At 65.1% G+C, this 19,274-nt stretch carries 29 protein-coding genes and 1 pseudogene; all 30 read right to left on the bottom strand.

Annotation, left to right across the window (positions count from 1 at the left end):
• Positions 1 to 51: 51 nt before the first annotated feature.
• The 30 genes and pseudogenes from JNB_RS08045 to JNB_RS08190 all read right to left on the bottom strand — a co-directional run bounded on the left by JNB_RS08045 (position 52) and on the right by JNB_RS08190 (position 19,210).
• The gene (locus JNB_RS08045; RefSeq protein ID WP_009775944.1) at positions 52 to 612 is read right to left on the bottom strand and encodes an adenylate kinase; all 561 of its coding nucleotides are present in this window, start codon (positions 610 to 612) and stop codon (positions 52 to 54) included.
• Positions 612 to 1,928 carry a preprotein translocase subunit SecY gene (gene secY / locus JNB_RS08050; protein WP_009775945.1) on the bottom strand — a complete coding sequence of 439 codons (1,317 nt, stop codon included), beginning with the start codon at positions 1,926 to 1,928 and terminating at the stop codon, positions 612 to 614. The genes JNB_RS08045 and secY overlap by 1 nt, the downstream gene beginning before the upstream one ends.
• Before the next feature lie 190 nt (positions 1,929 to 2,118).
• Positions 2,119 to 2,601, bottom strand: a complete 483-nt coding sequence (gene rplO / locus JNB_RS08055) for a 50S ribosomal protein L15 (RefSeq protein WP_050766689.1) — start codon at positions 2,599 to 2,601, stop codon at positions 2,119 to 2,121.
• A 2-nt stretch (positions 2,602 to 2,603) separates the two neighbouring features.
• Positions 2,604 to 2,786, bottom strand: coding sequence for a 50S ribosomal protein L30 (gene rpmD, locus JNB_RS08060; RefSeq protein WP_009775947.1), 183 nt, complete (start codon positions 2,784 to 2,786; stop codon positions 2,604 to 2,606).
• The gene (gene rpsE / locus JNB_RS08065; RefSeq protein WP_009775948.1) at positions 2,786 to 3,457 is read right to left on the bottom strand and encodes a 30S ribosomal protein S5; all 672 of its coding nucleotides are present in this window, start codon (positions 3,455 to 3,457) and stop codon (positions 2,786 to 2,788) included. The genes rpmD and rpsE overlap by 1 nt, the downstream gene beginning before the upstream one ends.
• A gap of 34 nt (positions 3,458 to 3,491) precedes the next feature.
• Positions 3,492 to 3,866 (bottom strand): 50S ribosomal protein L18, encoded by a 375-nt coding sequence (gene rplR / locus JNB_RS08070; protein WP_040883655.1) that lies wholly within the window; start codon positions 3,864 to 3,866, stop codon positions 3,492 to 3,494.
• Between the two features lie 3 nt (positions 3,867 to 3,869).
• Positions 3,870 to 4,406 (bottom strand): 50S ribosomal protein L6, encoded by a 537-nt coding sequence (rplF, locus tag JNB_RS08075; protein WP_009775950.1) that lies wholly within the window; start codon positions 4,404 to 4,406, stop codon positions 3,870 to 3,872.
• 11 nt (positions 4,407 to 4,417) lie between these two features.
• On the bottom strand, positions 4,418 to 4,816 hold the full coding sequence (rpsH, locus tag JNB_RS08080; protein ID WP_009775951.1) for a 30S ribosomal protein S8: 399 nt from the start codon (positions 4,814 to 4,816) through the stop codon (positions 4,418 to 4,420).
• Between the two features lie 142 nt (positions 4,817 to 4,958).
• Positions 4,959 to 5,144, bottom strand: coding sequence for a type Z 30S ribosomal protein S14 (locus tag JNB_RS08085; RefSeq protein WP_009775952.1), 186 nt, complete (start codon positions 5,142 to 5,144; stop codon positions 4,959 to 4,961).
• A 1-nt stretch (position 5,145) separates the two neighbouring features.
• Complete coding sequence (gene rplE / locus JNB_RS08090) at positions 5,146 to 5,724, bottom strand: 50S ribosomal protein L5 (protein WP_009775953.1); 579 nt, start codon at positions 5,722 to 5,724, stop codon at positions 5,146 to 5,148.
• A gap of 4 nt (positions 5,725 to 5,728) precedes the next feature.
• Complete coding sequence (gene rplX, locus JNB_RS08095) at positions 5,729 to 6,076, bottom strand: 50S ribosomal protein L24 (protein ID WP_009775954.1); 348 nt, start codon at positions 6,074 to 6,076, stop codon at positions 5,729 to 5,731.
• A 1-nt stretch (position 6,077) separates the two neighbouring features.
• Positions 6,078 to 6,446 (bottom strand): 50S ribosomal protein L14, encoded by a 369-nt coding sequence (rplN, locus tag JNB_RS08100; protein ID WP_009775955.1) that lies wholly within the window; start codon positions 6,444 to 6,446, stop codon positions 6,078 to 6,080.
• Positions 6,447 to 6,528: 82 nt separating this feature from the next.
• Positions 6,529 to 6,822: a 30S ribosomal protein S17 gene (gene rpsQ / locus JNB_RS08105; RefSeq protein ID WP_009775956.1), complete on the bottom strand. Its 294-nt coding sequence runs from the start codon at positions 6,820 to 6,822 to the stop codon at positions 6,529 to 6,531.
• A 41-nt stretch (positions 6,823 to 6,863) separates the two neighbouring features.
• A pseudogene (gene rpmC, locus JNB_RS08110) lies at positions 6,864 to 7,076 on the bottom strand (50S ribosomal protein L29); the annotation flags it as partial.
• Positions 7,076 to 7,495, bottom strand: a complete 420-nt coding sequence (gene rplP / locus JNB_RS08115; protein WP_009775958.1) for a 50S ribosomal protein L16 — start codon at positions 7,493 to 7,495, stop codon at positions 7,076 to 7,078. The pseudogene rpmC and the gene rplP, both read right to left, overlap by 1 nt.
• Positions 7,495 to 8,313: a 30S ribosomal protein S3 gene (gene rpsC, locus JNB_RS08120; protein ID WP_009775959.1), complete on the bottom strand. Its 819-nt coding sequence runs from the start codon at positions 8,311 to 8,313 to the stop codon at positions 7,495 to 7,497. Before rpsC ends, rplP begins: the two co-directional genes overlap by 1 nt.
• A gap of 2 nt (positions 8,314 to 8,315) precedes the next feature.
• Positions 8,316 to 8,717 (bottom strand): 50S ribosomal protein L22, encoded by a 402-nt coding sequence (gene rplV / locus JNB_RS08125; protein ID WP_009775960.1) that lies wholly within the window; start codon positions 8,715 to 8,717, stop codon positions 8,316 to 8,318.
• Positions 8,717 to 8,998, bottom strand: coding sequence for a 30S ribosomal protein S19 (rpsS, locus tag JNB_RS08130; RefSeq protein ID WP_009775961.1), 282 nt, complete (start codon positions 8,996 to 8,998; stop codon positions 8,717 to 8,719). The genes rplV and rpsS overlap by 1 nt, the downstream gene beginning before the upstream one ends.
• A gap of 17 nt (positions 8,999 to 9,015) precedes the next feature.
• Entirely contained in the window at positions 9,016 to 9,852 is an 837-nt protein-coding gene (gene rplB, locus JNB_RS08135; protein WP_009775962.1) for a 50S ribosomal protein L2, read from the bottom strand.
• A gap of 31 nt (positions 9,853 to 9,883) precedes the next feature.
• Positions 9,884 to 10,189, bottom strand: a complete 306-nt coding sequence (gene rplW / locus JNB_RS08140; protein WP_009775963.1) for a 50S ribosomal protein L23 — start codon at positions 10,187 to 10,189, stop codon at positions 9,884 to 9,886.
• Entirely contained in the window at positions 10,186 to 11,172 is a 987-nt protein-coding gene (gene rplD / locus JNB_RS08145) for a 50S ribosomal protein L4 (RefSeq protein ID WP_040884442.1), read from the bottom strand. Before rplD ends, rplW begins: the two co-directional genes overlap by 4 nt.
• Before the next feature lie 5 nt (positions 11,173 to 11,177).
• Positions 11,178 to 11,834 (bottom strand): 50S ribosomal protein L3, encoded by a 657-nt coding sequence (rplC, locus tag JNB_RS08150; protein ID WP_009775965.1) that lies wholly within the window; start codon positions 11,832 to 11,834, stop codon positions 11,178 to 11,180.
• A 10-nt stretch (positions 11,835 to 11,844) separates the two neighbouring features.
• A complete protein-coding gene (gene rpsJ, locus JNB_RS08155) occupies positions 11,845 to 12,153 on the bottom strand; it encodes a 30S ribosomal protein S10 (RefSeq protein WP_009775966.1) in 309 nt (102 codons plus the stop codon).
• A 448-nt stretch (positions 12,154 to 12,601) separates the two neighbouring features.
• The gene (locus JNB_RS08160; protein ID WP_009775967.1) at positions 12,602 to 13,186 is read right to left on the bottom strand and encodes a hypothetical protein; all 585 of its coding nucleotides are present in this window, start codon (positions 13,184 to 13,186) and stop codon (positions 12,602 to 12,604) included.
• Between the two features lie 139 nt (positions 13,187 to 13,325).
• Positions 13,326 to 13,556 (bottom strand): hypothetical protein, encoded by a 231-nt coding sequence (locus JNB_RS08165; protein WP_009775968.1) that lies wholly within the window; start codon positions 13,554 to 13,556, stop codon positions 13,326 to 13,328.
• Positions 13,557 to 13,881: 325 nt separating this feature from the next.
• Positions 13,882 to 15,078: an elongation factor Tu gene (tuf, locus tag JNB_RS08170; RefSeq protein WP_009775969.1), complete on the bottom strand. Its 1,197-nt coding sequence runs from the start codon at positions 15,076 to 15,078 to the stop codon at positions 13,882 to 13,884.
• A gap of 164 nt (positions 15,079 to 15,242) precedes the next feature.
• Complete coding sequence (gene fusA / locus JNB_RS08175; RefSeq protein WP_009775970.1) at positions 15,243 to 17,360, bottom strand: elongation factor G; 2,118 nt, start codon at positions 17,358 to 17,360, stop codon at positions 15,243 to 15,245.
• A gap of 145 nt (positions 17,361 to 17,505) precedes the next feature.
• Positions 17,506 to 17,976 carry a 30S ribosomal protein S7 gene (gene rpsG, locus JNB_RS08180; protein WP_009775971.1) on the bottom strand — a complete coding sequence of 157 codons (471 nt, stop codon included), beginning with the start codon at positions 17,974 to 17,976 and terminating at the stop codon, positions 17,506 to 17,508.
• Positions 17,976 to 18,350, bottom strand: a complete 375-nt coding sequence (gene rpsL, locus JNB_RS08185) for a 30S ribosomal protein S12 (protein ID WP_009775972.1) — start codon at positions 18,348 to 18,350, stop codon at positions 17,976 to 17,978. Before rpsL ends, rpsG begins: the two co-directional genes overlap by 1 nt.
• A 326-nt stretch (positions 18,351 to 18,676) precedes the next feature.
• Positions 18,677 to 19,210: a GNAT family N-acetyltransferase gene (locus tag JNB_RS08190; protein ID WP_009775973.1), complete on the bottom strand. Its 534-nt coding sequence runs from the start codon at positions 19,208 to 19,210 to the stop codon at positions 18,677 to 18,679.
• Between the last annotated feature and the right edge of the window lie 64 nt (positions 19,211 to 19,274).

Genomic DNA, 19,274 nt, shown 5'->3' on the forward strand with positions numbered 1-19,274 from the left:
GCATGCCGGGACTCACGTCCCGGCATACCCCGCCTTTGTGGCGTGTGAAGGTCAGCTCAGAGCGGAGATGATCCGCTCGGTGACCTCGTCGACCTCACCGAGGCCGTCGACCTCGACCAGCAGACCGCGCTCGCCGTAGACCTCGACCAGCGGAGCGGTCTCGCGGCGATAGATCGCCTGACGCTCGCGGATGACGTCCTCGGTGTCGTCGGCGCGACCCTCGATCTCGGCCCGCTTGAGCAGGCGGCCGACGACCGCATCCTCGTCGACGGTGAGGGCGAGGACCTTGTCGAGTCCGTGGTCGTGCTTGGCGAGCATGGCCTCCAGCGCGGTGACCTGACCGGTCGTACGCGGGTAGCCGTCGAGCAGGAAGCCCGGCTCGCAGTCGTCCTGGGCCAGCCGGTCCTCGACGATCGCGTTGGTGATGTCGTCGGAGACGTAGCCACCTGCGGCGGTGATCTCCTGGACCTGCTTGCCGAGGTCCGTGCCGTTCTTGATGTTGGCGCGGAAGATGTCACCCGTGGAGATCGCGGGGATCCCAAAATGCTCTGCGATACGGGCAGCCTGGGTGCCCTTGCCTGCTCCGGGGGGGCCGAGAATGATCAGACGCATTAGCGGAGGAACCCTTCGTAGTGACGCTGCTGCAGCTGGGACTCGATCTGCTTCACGGTCTCGAGTCCGACCCCGACGATGATCAGGATCGAGGTGCCACCGAACGGGAAGTTCTGGTTGGCGCCGACGAGGACGAGAGCGAGCAGCGGGATGATCGAGATCAGCGCGAGGTAGATCGCACCCGGGACGGTGATACGGGTGAGGACGTACTGAAGGTATTCCGCCGTGGGTCGCCCGGCTCGGATACCCGGAATGAAGCCGCCGTACTTCTTCATGTTGTCGGCGACCTCAGTGGGGTTGAACGTGATCGAGACGTAGAAGAACGTGAAGAAGAGGATGAGCGCGGTGTAGGTCGCGCCATAGGCCCACGTGTCGCCACCGGCGTAGTTGGAGTCGATCCAGTCCACCCAGCCCGGTGAGGTCCCGTCGGCCTTGCGGTTGAACTGCGCGAGCAGCGTCGGGAGCGCGAGCAGCGAACTGGCGAAGATGACCGGGATGACACCGGCCATGTTGACCTTGAGCGGGATGTAGGTCGAGGTGCCGCCGTAGACGCGACGCCCCACCATCCGCTTGGCGTACTGGACCGGGATCCGGCGCTGGCTCTGCTCGACGAAGACCACCAGGGCAATGATGACGAAGCCCATGAGGATGATGCCGATGAAGATGTCCCAGCGACCTTCCTTCTGCTGGATCGCCCAGAGGGCGCCGGGGAAGGAGGCTGCGATCGACGTGAAGATCATGATCGACATGCCGTTGCCGACACCGTGGTCGGTCACGAGCTCACCGAGCCACATGACGAGGCCGGTACCGGCCGTCATCGTGAGCACCATGATGAGGATCGTGACGATCGAGTCGTCGGTCAGGATGTTGGTGCAGGCCGGGTTCGCGAACAGCTGCGACGGGTTCTGCGCGAAGGTGATGAAGGTCGCCGACTGCAACACGGCCAGGGCGATCGTCAGATAACGCGTGTACTGCGTCATCTTCGTCTGCCCGGCCTGACCCTCCTTCTTGAGGGCCTCGAACTTGGGGATCACCACGGTGAGGAGCTGGATGATGATGCTCGCCGTGATGTACGGCATGATCCCGAGCGCGAAGATCGACAACTGGAGCAGGGCCCCACCGCTGAAGAGGTTCGCGAGACCCAGCAGGTCGTTGGCGTCCCCCGCACCCTTCTGGCACGCCTGGATGAGCGAGTAGCTCACGCCGGGCGTCGGCACCTGGGCGCCGAGGCGGTACAGAGCGATGATCCCAAGTGTGAACAGGATCTTCCTGCGCAGGTCGGGCGTCTTGAACGCGCGGCCGAAAGCGGTGAGCACAGGTCCTCCAGGTGGGCGGCGGTAGCCGCGTCAGTGGTGATCGACGAACAAAGATACCCCGGCGTCGTCCGCGGTCGGCGACCGCAGTCTTCTCAGGGGGTCAAACGACGTATGCCGCAAGGCGAGTTCCCGGATTGCCTCCGGGAACCGCGCCCTGCGGCATACGCACTGCTGTTGTCAACGACTCAGATCAGATCTGAGTGGCCGAACCGCCCGCCGCGACAATCTTGTCCTTGGCGGACGAGGAGAACGCGTTGGCGGTGACGTTCACGGCAACCGTGATCTCGCCGGTGCCGAGCACCTTGACGAGCTGGTTGTCGCGAACCGCACCCTTGGACACGAGGTCCTCGACGCTCACGTCTCCACCATCGGGGAAGAGCGAGGACAGCTTGTCGAGGTTCACGACCTGGTACTCGGTCTTGAACGGGTTCTTGAAGCCGCGCAGCTTCGGAAGACGCATGTGGAGGGGGGTCGAGCCACCCTCGAAGCGCTCCGGAACCTGGTAGCGAGCCTTCGTACCCTTGGTTCCACGACCTGCGGTCTTACCCTTCGAGCCCTCACCACGACCCACACGGGTCTTGGCGGTCTTGGCTCCCGGAGCGGGACGCAGGTGGTGGACCTTGAGCGCGGAACCGCCGTTGGCCGATCCAGTCTCGGTCTTCTTGTCGACCATGATCACTCCACCTCCTCGACGGCAACGAGGTGCGTCACCGTCTTGACCATCCCGCGAATCTCGGGACGGTCCTCCTTGACGACAACGTCGCCAATGCGCTTGAGACCGAGGCTGCGCAGCGTGTCACGCTGGTTCTGCTTGCCACCGATCCCTGAACGGGTCTGAACTACCTTGAGACGAGCCATCACGCACCTGCCTTGGCCTCGGCGATGCCCGCAGCCTGGGCGCGGAGCATCGCAGCGGGGGCAACCCGGTCCACGGGAAGACCGCGACGGGCAGCAACGGCCTCGGGACGCTCAAGCTCCTTGAGAGCCTGGACGGTCGCGTGGACGATGTTGATCGCGTTGGACGAACCGAGGCTCTTGGAGAGCACGTCGTGAACGCCCGCGCACTCGAGAACCGCACGCACCGGGCCACCGGCAATGACACCGGTACCGGGGCTGGCGGGACGGAGCATGACGACGCCGGCAGCGGCCTCACCCTGGACGGGGTGCGGGATCGTGCCCTGGATGCGCGGGACCTTGAAGAACTCCTTCTTGGCCTCCTCGACACCCTTGGCGATCGCGGCGGGAACTTCCTTGGCCTTGCCGTAGCCGACACCCACGGTGCCGTCTCCGTCACCGACGACGACGAGGGCGGTGAAGCTGAAGCGACGACCACCCTTGACGACCTTGGACACACGGTTGATGGTCACGACTCGCTCGATGTACTGGCTCTTCTCGGCCTCGCGGCCACCACCACGACGGTCGTCGCCGCGGCCACCGCGACGGTCTCCGCCGCCACGGTTGTCGCTGCGCTCGCCACCGGCGGCGTTTGCGGTTGCGGGACCGGTGCCTCGACGCTGGGGTCCTGGCATCAGATGTTCCTTCCAAAAACGGAATCAGTGTGGTTCACAGTGACAACCCACTTTCGCGAGCGCCATCGGCGATTGCCGCAACGCGACCGTGGTACTTGTTGCCGCCACGGTCGAAGACGACAGCCTCAACGCCGGCAGCCTTGGCACGCTCGGCCACGAGCTCGCCGACCTTCTTGGCCTTGGCGGTCTTGTCGCCCTCGAAGGAGCGGACATCGGCCTCCATGGTCGACGCCGACGCGAGGGTCTTGCCCAGGTTGTCATCGACAACCTGCACGAAGACGTGACGCGACGAGCGCGAGACGACGAGACGGGGACGCACTGCCGTGCCCGCGACGTGCTTGCGGAGACGAACGTGGCGACGGCCGCGCGCGGCGACCTTGCCCTTGGCACGCTTGATGATCATTCCCATGGCCTACTTACCAGCCTTTCCGACCTTGCGGCGGATGTGCTCGCCGGCGTAACGCACGCCCTTGCCCTTGTACGGGTCAGGCTTGCGGAGCTTGCGAATGTTGGCGGCCACCTCACCGACGAGCTGCTTGTCGATGCCCTCAACCTGGAACCGGGTGGGGTTCTCGACGGTGAAGGTGATGCCCTTCGGCGGCTCGACCGTGATCGAGTGCGAGTAACCGAGTGCGAACTCGAGCGAACCGCCCTTGTTCTGCACGCGGTAACCGGTGCCGTGGATCTCGAGCTTCTTGACATAGCCCTCGGTCACACCGAGAACCATGTTGTTGATGAGCGAACGGGTCAGGCCGTGGAGCGAACGCGACTCGCGCTCGTCGTTCGGCCGAGACACCTGAACCTCGCCATCGCTTTTCTCAACCTGGATCGGCTGAGCCACCGTGTGCGCGAGCTCGCCCTTGGGACCCTTGACCTTGACGGTCTGGCCCTCGACGTTGATCTCGACACCGGAGGGGATGGCAACCGGAAGACGTCCGATGCGCGACATGTCAGATCCCCTTACCAGATGTAGGCGAGGACTTCCCCACCCACACCCTTGCTAGCGGCCTGCCGGTCTGTCAGCAGACCAGAAGACGTCGAGATGATGGCGACACCGAGTCCACCGAGAACCTTGGGGAGGTTGGTCGACTTGGCGTAGACGCGCAGTCCAGGCTTGGACACGCGACGCACACCAGCGATGGAACGCTCACGGTTGGGGCCGTACTTGAGGTTGACGGTCAAGGTCTGTCCGACCTCGGCCTCCTCGACGGTCCAGCCGGCGATGTAACCCTCGGCCTCGAGGATCTCCGCGATGTGCGACTTGAGCTTGCTGAACGGCATGGCAACCGTGTCCTTGTGCGCCGAGTTGGCGTTCCGGACGCGGGTCAACATGTCCGCAATCGGGTCAGTCATTGTCATTGGGCTTCTCCGCCCTCTCTCACCGTGGTTTCATCCGGGGCTGCTGCTCCGGCTGACCTTCGATGTAGATGGTTTTGGGGTATGCCGCGGGTGCGGCGTGATTTCGGCTGTGCCGAGACCGGGATGGCTGAGTCAGCCGTGGTCACCAAGAAGACTTCGTGATACCGGGGAGCTCGCCGCGGTGGGCCATCTCCCGGAAGCAGATTCGGCACAGGCCGAACTTGCGGTACACGGCGTGGGGACGGCCGCAGCGCTGGCAGCGCGTGTAACCGCGCACCTTGAACTTCGGCTTCTTGTTGGCCTTGTTGACAAGAGCAGTCTTCGCCATCTCAGCTGTTCTCCTTGAACGGGAAGCCGAGCGCCTTGAGCAGCGCGCGTCCCTCGTCGTCGTTCGTCGCGGTGGTGACGATGGTGATGTCCATGCCCCGGACGCGGTCGATCTTGTCCTGGTCGATCTCGTGGAACATCGACTGCTCCGTGAGGCCGAACGTGTAGTTGCCGCGACCGTCGAACTGCTTCGGGCTCATGCCACGGAAGTCACGGATGCGGGGAAGCGCGACCGCGATGAGGCGGTCGAGGAACTCCCACATACGGTCGCCACGCAGCGTGGTGTGCGTGCCGATCGGCATGCCCTCACGCAGCTTGAACTGGGCGATCGACTTGCGAGCCTTGGTGACAACCGGCTTCTGGCCGGTGATCGCCGTGAGGTCGCGCACCGCGCCGTCGATGAGCTTGCTGTCCTTGGCTGCGTCACCGACACCCATGTTGACGACGACCTTGACGACGCCGGGAACCTGCATGACGTTGGCGTAGCCGAACTGCTTGAGCAGAGCGTCACGGATCTCGTCCGCGTACTTCTGCTTGAGGCGAGGCTTGGCCGAAATCGTGGTTTCAGTCTGAGTAGTCACAGGCTCACAGGTCCTTGCCCGAGCGCACGCCAACGCGGGTACGGGTCGCCTTCTGGCGCCCGTCACGCTCGACGGTCTCGACGCGGGTCTTGGTACGGGTCGGCTTCTTGTCCTCGGGGTCGACGACTGCCACGTTGCTCACGTGGATCGGCGACTCCTGGACAACCAGGCCACCGGTCTGGCTGCCACGGGCAGTCTGGCCGGCCTTGGTGTGACGGGTGACGCGGTTGACGCCCTCGACGAGCACGCGGTTCTTCTCACGGTCGACAGAGATGACCTTGCCGGTCGAACCCTTGTCCTTGCCCGTGAGCACCTGGACGGTGTCGCCCTTCTTGATGCCAAACTTCGCCATGTCAGAGCACCTCCGGCGCCAGCGAGATGATCTTCATGAACTTCTTGTCGCGCAGCTCGCGGCCCACCGGGCCGAAGATGCGCGTGCCACGAGGGTCACCATCGGTCTTGAGCAGCACAGCTGCGTTCTCATCGAACTTGATGTAGGAACCGTCTGGACGACGGCGCTCCTTCTTGGTCCGGACGATGACCGCCTTGACGACATCGCCCTTCTTGACGTTGCCACCGGGGATGGCGTCCTTCACGGTGGCGACGATGGTGTCGCCGATACCGGCATATCGGCGACCCGAGCCCCCGAGAACACGGATGCAAAGGATTTCCTTGGCACCGGTGTTGTCGGCGACGCGAACTCGCGACTCCTGCTGGATCACTTATCTGTCTCCTATACGTCGTGCTGGTTCTCTGTTTGCCTCGGACGAACCGACGGGCGTCAGAGCCTGGCCGAACTTGGGCTTACTTGGCCTTCTCGAGGATTTCGACCACGCGCCAGCGCTTGGTCGCCGAGAGCGGGCGGGTCTCCATGATGAGGACGCGGTCACCGATGCCGGCGACGTTCTCCTCGTCGTGTGCCTTGACCTTGCTGGAGCGACGCAGCACCTTGCCGTACAGGGCGTGCTTCACGCGGTCCTCGACCTCGACGACAACAGTCTTGTCCATCTTGTCGCTGACCACATAACCCTGGCGGGTCTTGCGGTAGTTGCGTGCCTCAGTTGCGGCCACGGTCTCGTCCTTCACGTTCTCACTCACTTGGCAGCCTCGCTCGTCGTGACGTCGCCGGGAGCCTGACCGATGCCGAGCTCGCGCTCACGCATTTCGGTGTAGATCCGGGCGATGTCCTTGCGGACGGCACGAAGCCGACCGTGGTTGTCGAGCTGGCCGGTGGCGGACTGGAACCGCAGGTTGAACAGCTCCTCCTTGGCCTTGCGCAGTTCGTCGACGAGACGGTCCTCGTCGAATCCACGCAGCTCGTTGGAGATCAGGTCCTTGGAACCGATAGCCATCAGAAGTCACCACCTTCACGCTGGACGAAGCGGCACTTCATCGGCAGCTTGTGCATGGCCAGGCGCATGGCTTCACGCGCGACCTCTTCGGACACACCGGAGATCTCGAACATGATGCGTCCGGGCTTGACGTTGGCGATCCACCACTCGGGCGAACCCTTACCGGAACCCATGCGGGTCTCAGCCGGCTTCTTGGTCAGCGGGCGGTCGGGGTAGATGTTGATCCACACCTTTCCACCACGCTTCATGTAGCGGGTCATCGCAATACGAGCGGACTCGATCTGACGGTTGGTCACATAGGCCGGCTCGAGAGCCTGGAGGCCGTAGTCACCAAACGCGATGGTCGTCCCACCCTTGGCAGCGCCCGAACGACCCGGGTGGTGCTGCTTGCGGTGCTTGACGCGACGGGGAATCAACATCAGCTGGACGCTCCCTCAGTGGTCACTGCCGAAGTGGTGTCGGCTGCGGGGGCCTCGGTCGCCTGGGGTGCCTGGGTCTCCGGACGGTCGCGACGAGCGCGAGCCGGACGGTCGGCGCCTTCGCGACGCGGCGGGCGGCCCTGGCGCGGCGCGGTGGCCTGCTGGGCAGCGAGCTCACGTGCGGTGACGTCGCCCTTGTAGATCCAGACCTTCACGCCGATGCGGCCGAAGGTGGTGCGCGCCTCGTAGAAGCCCACGTCGATCTGCGCACGAAGCGTGTGCAGCGGCACACGGCCTTCGCGGTAGAACTCGGTGCGGGACATCTCAGCGCCGCCGAGACGGCCGGAGACCTGGACGCGGATGCCCTTGGCACCTGCGCGGGTCGCCGACTGCATGCTCTTGCGCATGGCACGACGGAACGAGACGCGAGCAGAAAGCTGCTCGGCAACGCCCTGGGCAACGAGCTGCGCATCGGTCTCGGGGTTCTTGACCTCGAGGATGTTCAGCTGAACCTGCTTGCCCGTGAGCTTCTCGAGCTCGCCGCGGATGCGGTCGGCCTCGGCGCCACGGCGACCGATGACGATGCCCGGACGTGCCGTGTGGATGTCCACGCGGACGCGGTCACGGGTGCGCTCGATCTCGACCTTGGAGATGCCTGCACGCTCCATGCCCTCGGACATGAGCTTGCGGATGGCGACGTCTTCCTTGACGTAGTCGCGGTAGCGCTGCCCCTCCTTGGTGGAGTCAGCGAACCAGCGGCTGCGGTGCTCGGACGTGATACCCAGACGGAAGCCGTGCGGGTTGACTTTCTGACCCATGTTCAGCGGCCTCCCTTCGAGTTGTTCTTTTCAGGCTTGGGCGCAACGACCACGGTGATGTGGCTCGTGCGCTTGTTGATGCGCGAGGCGCGGCCCTGCGCACGCGGACGGAAACGCTTCATGGTCGCGCCCTCGTCCACGTAAGCGGACGTGATGACGAGCTCGTGCTCATCGAAACGCTCGGCGGTCTTGTCGGCCTTGAACCGGGCGTTCGCGATGGCGCTCTCGAGCACCTTCAGGATCGGGTCCGATGCACCCTGCGGCGCGAAGCGCAGCGTGGCGATGGCCTCGGTTGCGTTCTTGCCGCGGATCAGGTCGATGACGCGACGCGCCTTCTGCGGGGTGACTCGCACGGAGCGGGCCTGGGCCCGAGCCTCGAGAGTCACGGTGTCGTTGGTAGGCATCAGCGGCGCCGGCCCTTCTTGTCGTCCTTCACGTGACCCTTGAAGGTGCGCGTGGGTGCGAATTCGCCGAGCTTGTGGCCGACCATCGACTCGGTGACGAACACCGGGACGTGCTTGCGGCCGTCGTGGACGGCGAGAGTGTGACCGAGCATGTCCGGGCTGATGACCGAACGGCGCGACCAGGTCTTGATGACGTTCTTGGTGCCCGCTTCGTTCTGGACGTCGACCTTCTTCTGAAGGTGGTCGTCGATGAAGGGGCCCTTCTTCAAGCTACGAGGCATGTGTCAATGGCTCCTTGTCAGCGCTTCTTGCCAGTGCGGCGTCGGCGGACGATCATCTTGTCGCTCGGTTTGCCCGGGCGACGGGTGCGGCCTTCGGCCTTGCCCCAAGGGGAGACCGGGTGACGACCACCGGAGGTGCGGCCTTCGCCACCACCGTGCGGGTGGTCGACCGGGTTCATGACGACACCACGGACGGTCGGGCGCTTGCCCTTCCAGCGCATGCGGCCGGCCTTGCCCCAGTTGATGTTGGACTGCTCGGCGTTGCCGACCTCACCGATCGTCGCGCGGCAGCGCGCGTCGACGTTGCGGATCTCGCCGGACGGCATACGCAGCTGGGCGTAGGGGCCGTCCTTGGCAACGAGCTGGACGCGGACGCCGGCCGAACGCGCGATCTTCGCGCCGCCACCGGGGCGGAGCTCGACAGCGTGAATGACCGTACCGGTCGGGATGTTGCGCAGCGGGAGGCTGTTGCCGGGCTTGATGTCGGCGCCAGGACCGTTCTCGATGTTGGCGCCCTGCTCCAGACCCTTGGGGGCCAGGATGTAGCGCTTCTCACCATCTGCGAAGTGCAGGAGAGCGATGCGGGCGGTGCGGTTGGGGTCGTACTCGATGTGAGCGACCTTGGCCGGGATGCCGTCCTTGTCGTGGCGACGGAAGTCGATGAGTCGGTAGGCGCGCTTGTGGCCACCACCGATGTGACGCGTCGTGATGCGACCGTTGTTGTTACGGCCACCGCTCTTGGTGAGCGGTCGCACGAGCGACTTCTCAGGCGTGGTGCGCGTGACCTCGACGAAGTCGGCGACGCTAGAGCCGCGACGGCCAGGCGTCGTCGGCTTGTACTTGCGGATACCCATGTCGTGTTTCCTTAAGTTCCTCAGTCGTCTCTCAGGCGCCAGCGCTGCCGAAGATGTCGATCGTGCCCTCGCGGAGGGTGACGATCGCGCGCTTGGTGTCCTTGCGCTTGCCCAGCCCGAAGCGGGTGCGCTTGGTCTTGCCCTTGCGGTTCAGCGTGTGGACCGAGTCAACCTTGACGTTGAAGATCTCCTCAATGGCGATCTTGATCTCGGTCTTGTTCGAGCGCGGGTCCACCAAGAAGGTGTACTTGCCCTGGTCGAGCAGTCCGTAGGACTTCTCGGAGACAACCGGCGCCAGCAGGATGTCACGCGGGTTCTTTGCGATTGCAGGACTCACTTGGCGTCCTCCTTGATCTGCTGGGCGGCTTCGCCACCGGCCGGGACGAACCCGGCGGCCTTGGCGGCATCCGCGGTGCGGAACCAGACCTCGGCCTCAGTGGCGTCGTACCAACGCGAACCAGGCACGTGGTACTTCATGGAGTCCTTGTTGCCCTTGATGCCGAAGCCCGCAGGTGCGGTGCCGTCCTCGAGAGCAGCGTGGCTGTCGGAGCCGAAGCCACCGTCAACCTCAGCCTCGGGTGCAGCGGCTTCGGTCTCGACGAGCTTGGCCGGCTTCTCAGCCTTGGCGGGCTTGTCAGCCTTGGGGGCCTTCGCAGCCTTGGCGGGCTTCTCGGCAGCTGCCTCGACAACCTCGACCTGGACGTCAGCGGTCTTGACCTTGGCGACCGGGCCAGCGACGAACGCGTCGAAGGCGGCCTGGGTGAAGACCACGTCGTCGGCGCAGAGCACGTCGTACGTGTTGAGCTGGTCGGCGACGATGACGTGGAGGTTCTCCAGGTTGCGCACCGACTTCAGCGACACGATGTCACTGCGGTCGAGGACGACGAGCATGTTCTTGCGCTCGGTCAGTCCTGCCAGCAGTGCAACGGCTTCCTTGGTCGAAGGGGCATCGCCCTGGACGAGCGAAGCAACGACGTGGATGCGGCCGTGACGAGCGCGGTCAGAGAGGGCGCCGCGCAGGGCAGCAGCCTTCATCTTCTTGGGGGTGCGCTGCGAGTAGTCACGCGGGGTCGGTCCGTGGACGACGCCACCACCGGTCCAGTGCGGCGCGCGGGTCGAGCCCGCACGGGCGCGGCCGGTGCCCTTCTGACGGTGCGGCTTGCGACCACCACCGCGGACTTCGCCGCGGGTCTTGGTCGAGTGCGTGCCCTGGCGCGCCGCGGCGAGCTGGGCGACGACGACCTGGTGGATCAGGGGGATGTTGGTCTGCACGTCGAAGATCTCGGCGGGCAGGTCAACGTTCACGGTCTGCGTAGCCATGATGGTCACGCTCCCTTCACGGCGTTGCGGACGAGCACGACCGCGCCACGGGGGCCGGGAACGGCGCCCTTGACGAGCAGCAGCCCCTTGTCGGCGACGACGGCGTGGATCGTGAGGTTCTGGGTGGTCTGACGCACGCCACCCATACGGCCAGCCATGCGCATGCCCTTGAAGACACGACCCGGGGTGGCGCAGCCACCGATCGAGCCGGGCTTGCGGTGGTTCTTGTGAGAACCGTGGGAGGACGAGACGCCGTGGAAGCCGTGACGCTTCATGACACCGGCGAAGCCCTTGCCCTTGGTCGTGGCGGAGATGTCGACGGCCTGTCCGGCCTCGAACGTCTCGGCGGTGAGCTCCTGGCCCAGCGAGTACTCGGCAGCGTCCGCGGTGCGGAGCTCGACGAGGTGGCGGCGCGGCGTGACGCCGGCCTTCTCGAAGTGGCCGGTGAGCGGCTTGGTCACCTTGCGCGGGTCGATCGCGCCGAACGCGATCTGCACCGCGGCGTAGCCGTCGGTCTCGGCGTTGCGGACCTGCGTCACGACGCAGGGCCCAGCCTCGATGACGGTGACGGGGATGAGCCGGTTCTCGGCGTCCCACACCTGGGTCATGCCGAGCTTCTTGCCCAGCACACCCTTCACGGTCTTGGTTGCAATGTCAGTCATCTGTCAACCCTCAGAGCTTGATCTCGATGTTGACGTCAGCCGGGAGGTCGAGACGCATCAACGAGTCGACAGCCTTGGGCGTCGGGTCGATGATGTCGATGAGGCGCTTGTGGGTGCGCATCTCGAAGTGCTCGCGGCTGTCCTTGTACTTGTGCGGCGAACGGATGACCACGAAAACGTTCTTCTCCGTGGGCAGCGGCACAGGGCCGACCACCGTTGCGCCGGCACGGGTCACCGTGTCGACGATCTTCCGCGCCGAGTTGTCGATGACCTCGTGGTCATACGACTTCAAGCGGATGCGGATCTTCTGTCCCGCCATCTTGGCTTCCGTCTCTCTCTCGCCGTCTTCTTACTTCTGTCTTTGGTCGATCCTCAGGTCCGACCCCCGAGGTCGGGCGTGTCGCGCCCGCTCCGCGGCCCGACGGCATACGCATTCCTGCGTCAATCCGTCGGATGAATCGGAACTCCGTTGAATCGGAGCCGCTTTGCCTGCCGTGTGTCGCCCCGGCTTGACCGGTTCGAGTTGTTCTCACGTACAGGGGTGGTCCGAACCCGACGAGTGGTCGAGCGGATGCGTTCCACACCAAGCAACTGGACAATAGTGCCAGAGGCGGGGGCGACCTACCAAATCGAGTCAGGGGCGCACGGCATCCTCGTGCTCGTGGCGCGTCGTTCCCCGCGCCGGCGGAACGCCGAAGCCCTCGCGGAACGCATCCCGCGAGGGCTTCGGCGTGGGCACCGCGTGCGGCGCCCCGGTGTGGTTGTGGTCAGCGCGGTCCCCCGCCGAGCACTCCCGCGTCCAGTGCCTTGAGAACGGACGCCTTGTCGGCTGCGGTGAGCTTCCCAGCCTTCACTGCGGCGTCGAGCCTGGCGCTCAGCTCCGTCTTGTGCTCGGCATCGTGGGCGGCGCGGACCTTGTCGAGGGCCGCGGCCACCTTGTCGGCGCTCACTCCGAGTTCCTTGGCGAGAGCTGCAACGTATGCCGTCTCCCTGGCCTGGCGCTCGGCGTCCGTCGGCTTCGTACCCTCAGCGGGCTTCTCCGTCGGCTTGTTGGCCTCGCGCACCTTCTCGATGGCGGCCTGGACCTTGGCCTCGTCGAGACCGAGGGCCGAGGCAAGGGCCTTGGCATCGGCGCCCCTGGGGCCACCCTTGCCATGTCCGGGACCGCCTGGCACACCGCCACGCTCCCCCGGGACGGTGGCCGACGGCGCCTCGCCGCTCTGGGTGGATGACGACGCACCCGGGGTCGGGGTGGTGTCGGCGAGGGCCTGGCTCGCGCCGAGACCGATCGTGGCGATCGCGGCTGCTCCGGCCACACCGGCGAGGGCGGCCGTCTTGGTGATCCTGGGCATGGAGTGTTCCTCTCGTTGCGGTCGACCCGAGGTGGCCGACCGTCGTCCCACCACCGTGACCTCCCGAACTGAACCTGTCGTATGCCGGACCTGTCACGAACCTGTCAACCATCCGGGCTCGGGCTGCTGGTCGGCGTGGTCACCCAACGCGTTCGGCCCACGGCGAGAGCGCCAGGTCGGGCGTGACGACAGCCGCTCCGGGCACAGCAGACAGGACCCGCTCCACGAGGTCCACCGAGCCGGCGACGAACGTCGCTGCGATGTCGGTGTCACCGCCGACGAGCCAGGAGTGGGAGCACGGCCAGAACAGGCTCGGCGACCGGCTCCCCAGAGCGCCGCGACGCAGCCGCCGGGGTCCTTGCCGATGCATCCCCGAAGGGGTGCCGCCAGGTCCGCGTTGAGGACCTCGCCCGGGTTGCTCGTCGGATCGTCGGCGCGGTGCGGGATCACGGCATACGCCGCGAACGCCGTCGTCACGAGACCCCCTACGGTCCCGAAGGGACCCAGTTCGGGCGACAACCACTCCCCTGCCGACGGCGGAACAGTGAGGAGATCGGACCAGGTGCGTGACGGCATACGCATCATTGAATCGATCGCGTACGCGGACTGCTCGCGAACATGCGAAAGGGCCCCACACCTCTTGCAAGGTGTGGGGCCCTTCTCGAGTGCGTCAGTGACGCAGTCGGTCAGTCAGATCACGCGGTGATCTTGGTGACGCGACCGGCGCCGACGGTCCGGCCACCCTCACGGATGGCGAACTTGAGGCCCTCTTCCATGGCGATCGGCTGGATGAGCTCGACCGACATCTCGGTGTTGTCGCCGGGCATGACCATCTCGGTGCCCTCGGGCAGCTTGACGACGCCGGTGACGTCCGTGGTGCGGAAGTAGAACTGGGGACGGTAGTTGTCGTAGAACGGCGTGTGACGGCCACCCTCATCCTTGGACAGGATGACAACGTTCGCCTCGAAGTTCTTGTGAGGCGTGATCGAGCCCGGCTTGCAGATGACCTGGCCGCGCTCGACGTCCTCGCGCTTGATGCCACGGATGAGCAGGCCGACGTTCTCGCCCGCACGACCCTCGTCGAGGAGCTTGCGGAACATCTCGATGCCGGTGACCGTGGTCTTGGTCGCGGGGCCCTCGTGGATGCCGACGATCTCGACGTCCTCGTTGACGTTCAGGATGCCGCGCTCGATACGACCGGTGACGACGGTGCCACGACCGGTGATCGTGAACACGTCCTCGACGGGCATGAGGAACGGCTTGTCGACGTCACGCTCGGGCTCGGGGACCGACTCGTCGACGGCGTCCATGAGCTCCAGGACGGTTGCGCCCCACTCGGCGTCGCCCTCGAGCGCCTTGAGCGCCGAGACCTTGACCACGGGAACGTCGTCGCCGGGGAACTCGTAAGCGGAGAGCAGCTCACGAACCTCCATCTCGACGAGCTCGAGGATCTCCTCGTCATCGACCATGTCGGCCTTGTTGAGGGCCACGACGATGTAGGGGACACCAACCTGGCGAGCCAGGATGATGTGCTCCTTCGTCTGCGGCATCGGGCCGTCAGTGGCGGCGACAACAAGAATCGCACCGTCCATCTGAGCAGCACCCGTGATCATGTTCTTCACGTAGTCCGCGTGACCGGGGCAGTCAACGTGCGCGTAGTGACGCTTCTCGGTCTGGTACTCGATGTGCGCGATCGAGATCGTGATACCGCGCTGCTTCTCTTCGGGTGCCTTGTCGATGTCGTCGAACGCGAACTGCGGGTTCAGGTCCGGATACTTGTCGTGCAGGACCTTGGAGATCGCAGCAGTCAGCGTCGTCTTACCGTGGTCAATATGACCAATGGTGCCGATGTTGACGTGCGGCTTGGTCCGCTCGAACTTTGCCTTCGCCACTTTTTGTCCTCCTCAGGACTCTTCTTTGGTGAAACGCTTCACGGCCGTGCAGGACGTGGCGTCGTTCTGGGGGTTGTGCTTGTGGTTGTTCTGGAACGCAGTCGATACGGCGATGTTGCCTTGTCGACCAGTTGCCAGATCCGGACCAGCGACCAGTCTAGCGGTCACTCGCCCCGGGTCTTGGCGATGATCTCTTCGGCAACGGACTTGGGAACCTCTGCGTAGGAGTCGAACTCCATCGAGTAGTTCGCCCGGCCCTGCGTCTTCGACCGAAGGTCTCCGACATAACCGAACATCTCGGACAGCGGAACAATGCCCTTGACGACCTTGGCACCGCTGATGTCTTCCATGGCCTGGATGTGGCCACGGCGCGAGTTGATGTCGCCGATGACGTCACCCATGTACTCCTCGGGCGTACGCACCTCGACTGCCATCATCGGCTCGAGGATCACGGGGTCGGCCTTGCGGACGGCCTCCTTGAGCGCCATCGACCCAGCGATCTTGAACGCCATCTCCGAGGAGTCGACGTCGTGGTAGGCACCATCGAGCAGCGAGGCCTTGATGCCGACGAGCGGGTAGCCCGCGAGCACGCCGTACTGCATGGCGTCCTGGATACCGGCATCGACCGACGGGATGTACTCGCGCGGGATGCGACCACCGGTGACCTTGTTCTCGAACTCATAGAGCTCGCCGGACTCGGTCGTGTCCAAGGGCTCGAGGCGGATCTGGATCTTGGCGAACTGACCCGAACCACCCGTCTGCTTCTTGTGGGTGTAGTCGTGCTTCTCGACGGTGCCCTTGATGGTCTCGCGGTAGGCGACCTGCGGCTTGCCGACGTTGGCCTCGACGTTGAACTCGCGCTTCATGCGGTCGACGAGGATGTCGAGGTGGAGCTCACCCATGCCGGCGATGATCGTCTGGCCCGTGTCCTCGTCGAGGTGGACCTGGAAGGTCGGGTCCTCGGCCGAGAGCTTCTGAATGGCCGTGGAGAGCTTCTCCTGGTCACTCTTGGTCTTGGGCTCGATCGCGACCTGGATGACCGGGTCGGGGAACGTCATCGACTCGAGCACGATCTGCTGGTCGGGGTCACTCAGGGTGTCACCCGTCGTGGTGTCCTTCAGACCGATCGCCGCGTAGATGTGGCCGGCGAGGGCCTCGTCTACCGGGTTCTCCTTGTTGGCGTGCATCTGGAAGAGCTTCCCGATGCGCTCCTTCTTGCCCTTGGTCGTGTTGACGACCGCGGTGCCGGCGGAGATGTGACCCGAGTAGACGCGGATGAAGGTCAGCGTGCCGAAGAACGGGTGGGTCGCAACCTTGAACGCCAGCGCCGAGAACGGCTCGGTCGTGTCGGGCTTGCGGGTCAGCTCGACCTCCTCGTGGTTCGGCTTGTGGCCAACCATCGGGGGGACGTCGATCGGGGACGGGAGGTAGTCCACGACCGCGTCGAGCATCGGCTGAACGCCACGGTTCTTGAACGCCGAACCACACAGGACCGGGTAGAGCTCGGAACGCACGGTGAGCGTGCGGATGCCGGCCTTGATCTCGGCGACGGTGAGGTCCTCGCCACCGAGGTACTTCTCCATGAGGGTGTCGTCGGACTCGGCGACGCGCTCGATGAGGTGGTGGCGGTACTCGTCAGCCTTGGCCTGGAGGTCAGCGGGGATCTCCTGGACCTCGTACTTGGCACCCATGGTGACGTCACCCTTGGAGTCACCGGGCCACACGAGGGCGCGCATCTCGACGAGGTCGATGACCCCGAGGAAGTCGTTCTCCGCGCCGATCGGCAGCTGGATCACGAGCGGCTCCGCACCGAGGCGGTCCTTGATGGTGTCGACGGTGAAGTAGAAGTCCGCGCCGAGCTTGTCCATCTTGTTGACGAAGCAGATGCGGGGGACGTTGTACTTGTCGGCCTGACGCCACACGGTCTCGGACTGGGGCTCAACGCCCTCCTTGCCGTCGAAGACTGCGACCGCGCCGTCGAGGACGCGAAGCGAACGCTCCACCTCGACGGTGAAGTCGACGTGGCCGGGGGTGTCGATGATGTTGACCTGGTTGGCACCCCAGAAGGAGGTCACGGCGGCAGACGTGATCGTGATGCCGCGTTCCTTCTCCTGCTCCATCCAGTCGGTCGTGGACGCGCCATCGTGCGTCTCACCGATCTTGTGGTTGACACCGGTGTAGAAGAGGATGCGCTCCGTCACCGTGGTCTTGCCGGCATCGATGTGGGCCATGATGCCGATGTTGCGGACCTTGGTCAGGTCCGTCAGGACGTCGAGTGCCACTCGGTTATCTCATCTCGCTCGTTGCGGAAGTTCTGCGTGCTGTGTTGTTCAGTGCTGTGTCGTGCTGTTTCCGTCGCAGTTCCAACGGAACTGCGGACTCCGGTATGCCGGGAGCACAAGGCGCGCACCCGGCATACCGGGAAAATCACCAGCGGTAGTGCGCGAAGGCCCGGTTGGACTCGGCCATCTTGTGTGTGTCCTCGCGACGCTTGACTGCAGCGCCGAGGCCGTTGGAGGCGTCGAGGATCTCGTTCATGAGGCGCTCGGTCATCGTCTTCTCACGACGCTGACGCGAGTAGCCGACGAGCCAACGCAGCGACAGGGTCACGGCGCGGTTGGGCTTGACCTCGATCGGGACCTGGTAGGTCGCGCCACCGACGCGGCGGGACTTGACCTCGAGGGTCGGCTTGATGTTGTCGAGCGCGCGCTTGAGCAGCAGCACGGGGTCGGTGCCGGTCTTCTCACGGGCACCCTCGAGGGCGCCGTAGACGATCGTCTCGGCGATGGACTTCTTGCCATCGAGGAGGATCTTGTTGACCAGCTGGGTCACCAACGGGCTCTGGTAGACCGGGTCGATGAGGAGCGGGCGCTTCGGAGCGGGGCCTTTACGGGGCATTACTTCTTCTCCTTCTTGGCGCCGTAACGGCTGCGAGCCTGCTTGCGGCCCTTGACACCCTGGGTGTCGAGCGAGCCGCGGATGATCTTGTAGCGAACACCGGGGAGGTCCTTCACACGGCCACCACGGACGAGCACGATGGAGTGCTCCTGGAGGTTGTGACCCTCACCGGGGATGTAGGCGGTGACCTCGATGCCGGAGGTCAGCTTGACGCGCGCGACCTTGCGGAGCGCGGAGTTCGGCTTCTTCGGGGTGGTGGTGTACACACGCGTGCACACGCCGCGGCGCTGCGGAGAGCCCTTGAGGGCAGGAGTGGTCGTCTTCGTGACCTTGTCCTGCCGGCCCTTGCGCACCAGCTGGTTGATGGTAGGCAACCTGGATCCTTTGTCTGTCTGGTCGATGTCACGGCGGATGCCGCAACTCCTTGTGTTGTCCGGTGCTCGACCCCCGCGTTCGGGTGTGTCGCACCAGGTGCTCTCCCCTGCACTTCCCGTTCCAGCCACAGCGCAGTGAAGCGACATGGTCGTGGTGTGGGTTGCCCGGCGAGAGGTGGGCGGTCACGTTCTCGGGACGCCTTGGCGCCTCGCACATGACCAACGTCTGGGCCTAGCCAGACACGGTGCTCAACGATACCGGTATGCCGGTAGGGCACCAAATCGCCCTAGACCGCCCCTTGTCCGTAGTCCGGATCAGAGCAGGGTCAGGCTTCAAGTCTTTCGAAGGCTGGGGCATATCGGAATGGCCCCGCCTGCTCGGGCCTCCACGCACGAAGCGTCTTGATCTGGAAGTACTGGTCCTCCCAGGCACCGGGCGAGCGGACGTGATGCTGGGACGCCGCGACGAAGCCGAAGTGTGCGTAGTAGGCGGGGTCGCCCAACAGCACGATCGCGGCATCGCCGCGCTGCTCGGCCGACGCGATGACCGAGGCTATGAGGGCAGCACCGATGCCCTGCTGCTGCAGGGCCGGAGCCACGGCGATGGGACCGAGACCGACGGACGGCTCCTCCCCCAGCGTTGCGGCCGAGCACATGACGTGGCCGATGACCTCGCCGTCGAGCTCGGCGACGAAGGTGAGCTCCTCGATGACGTCACCGTCACCCCGGAGCTCATCGATCAGGGCCGACTCGACCGAGCGGGCAGCCCCGTCGACTCGTGGGAACGCGTCGTCGTGCAGGGCAGCGATGGCCGCGTGGTCCTCGAGGCGCTCGCGTCGGATGATCATGTCGTCACGCATGGGAACAGTCTGCGCCCGGCGTGACCCACGACGAAGGGCGGGTATGCCGTGTGGTGACCACACG

Origin of the sequence: Janibacter sp. HTCC2649 (assembly GCF_000152705.1) — a bacterium.
In the GTDB taxonomy this organism is placed as follows: domain Bacteria; phylum Actinomycetota; class Actinomycetes; order Actinomycetales; family Dermatophilaceae; genus Knoellia.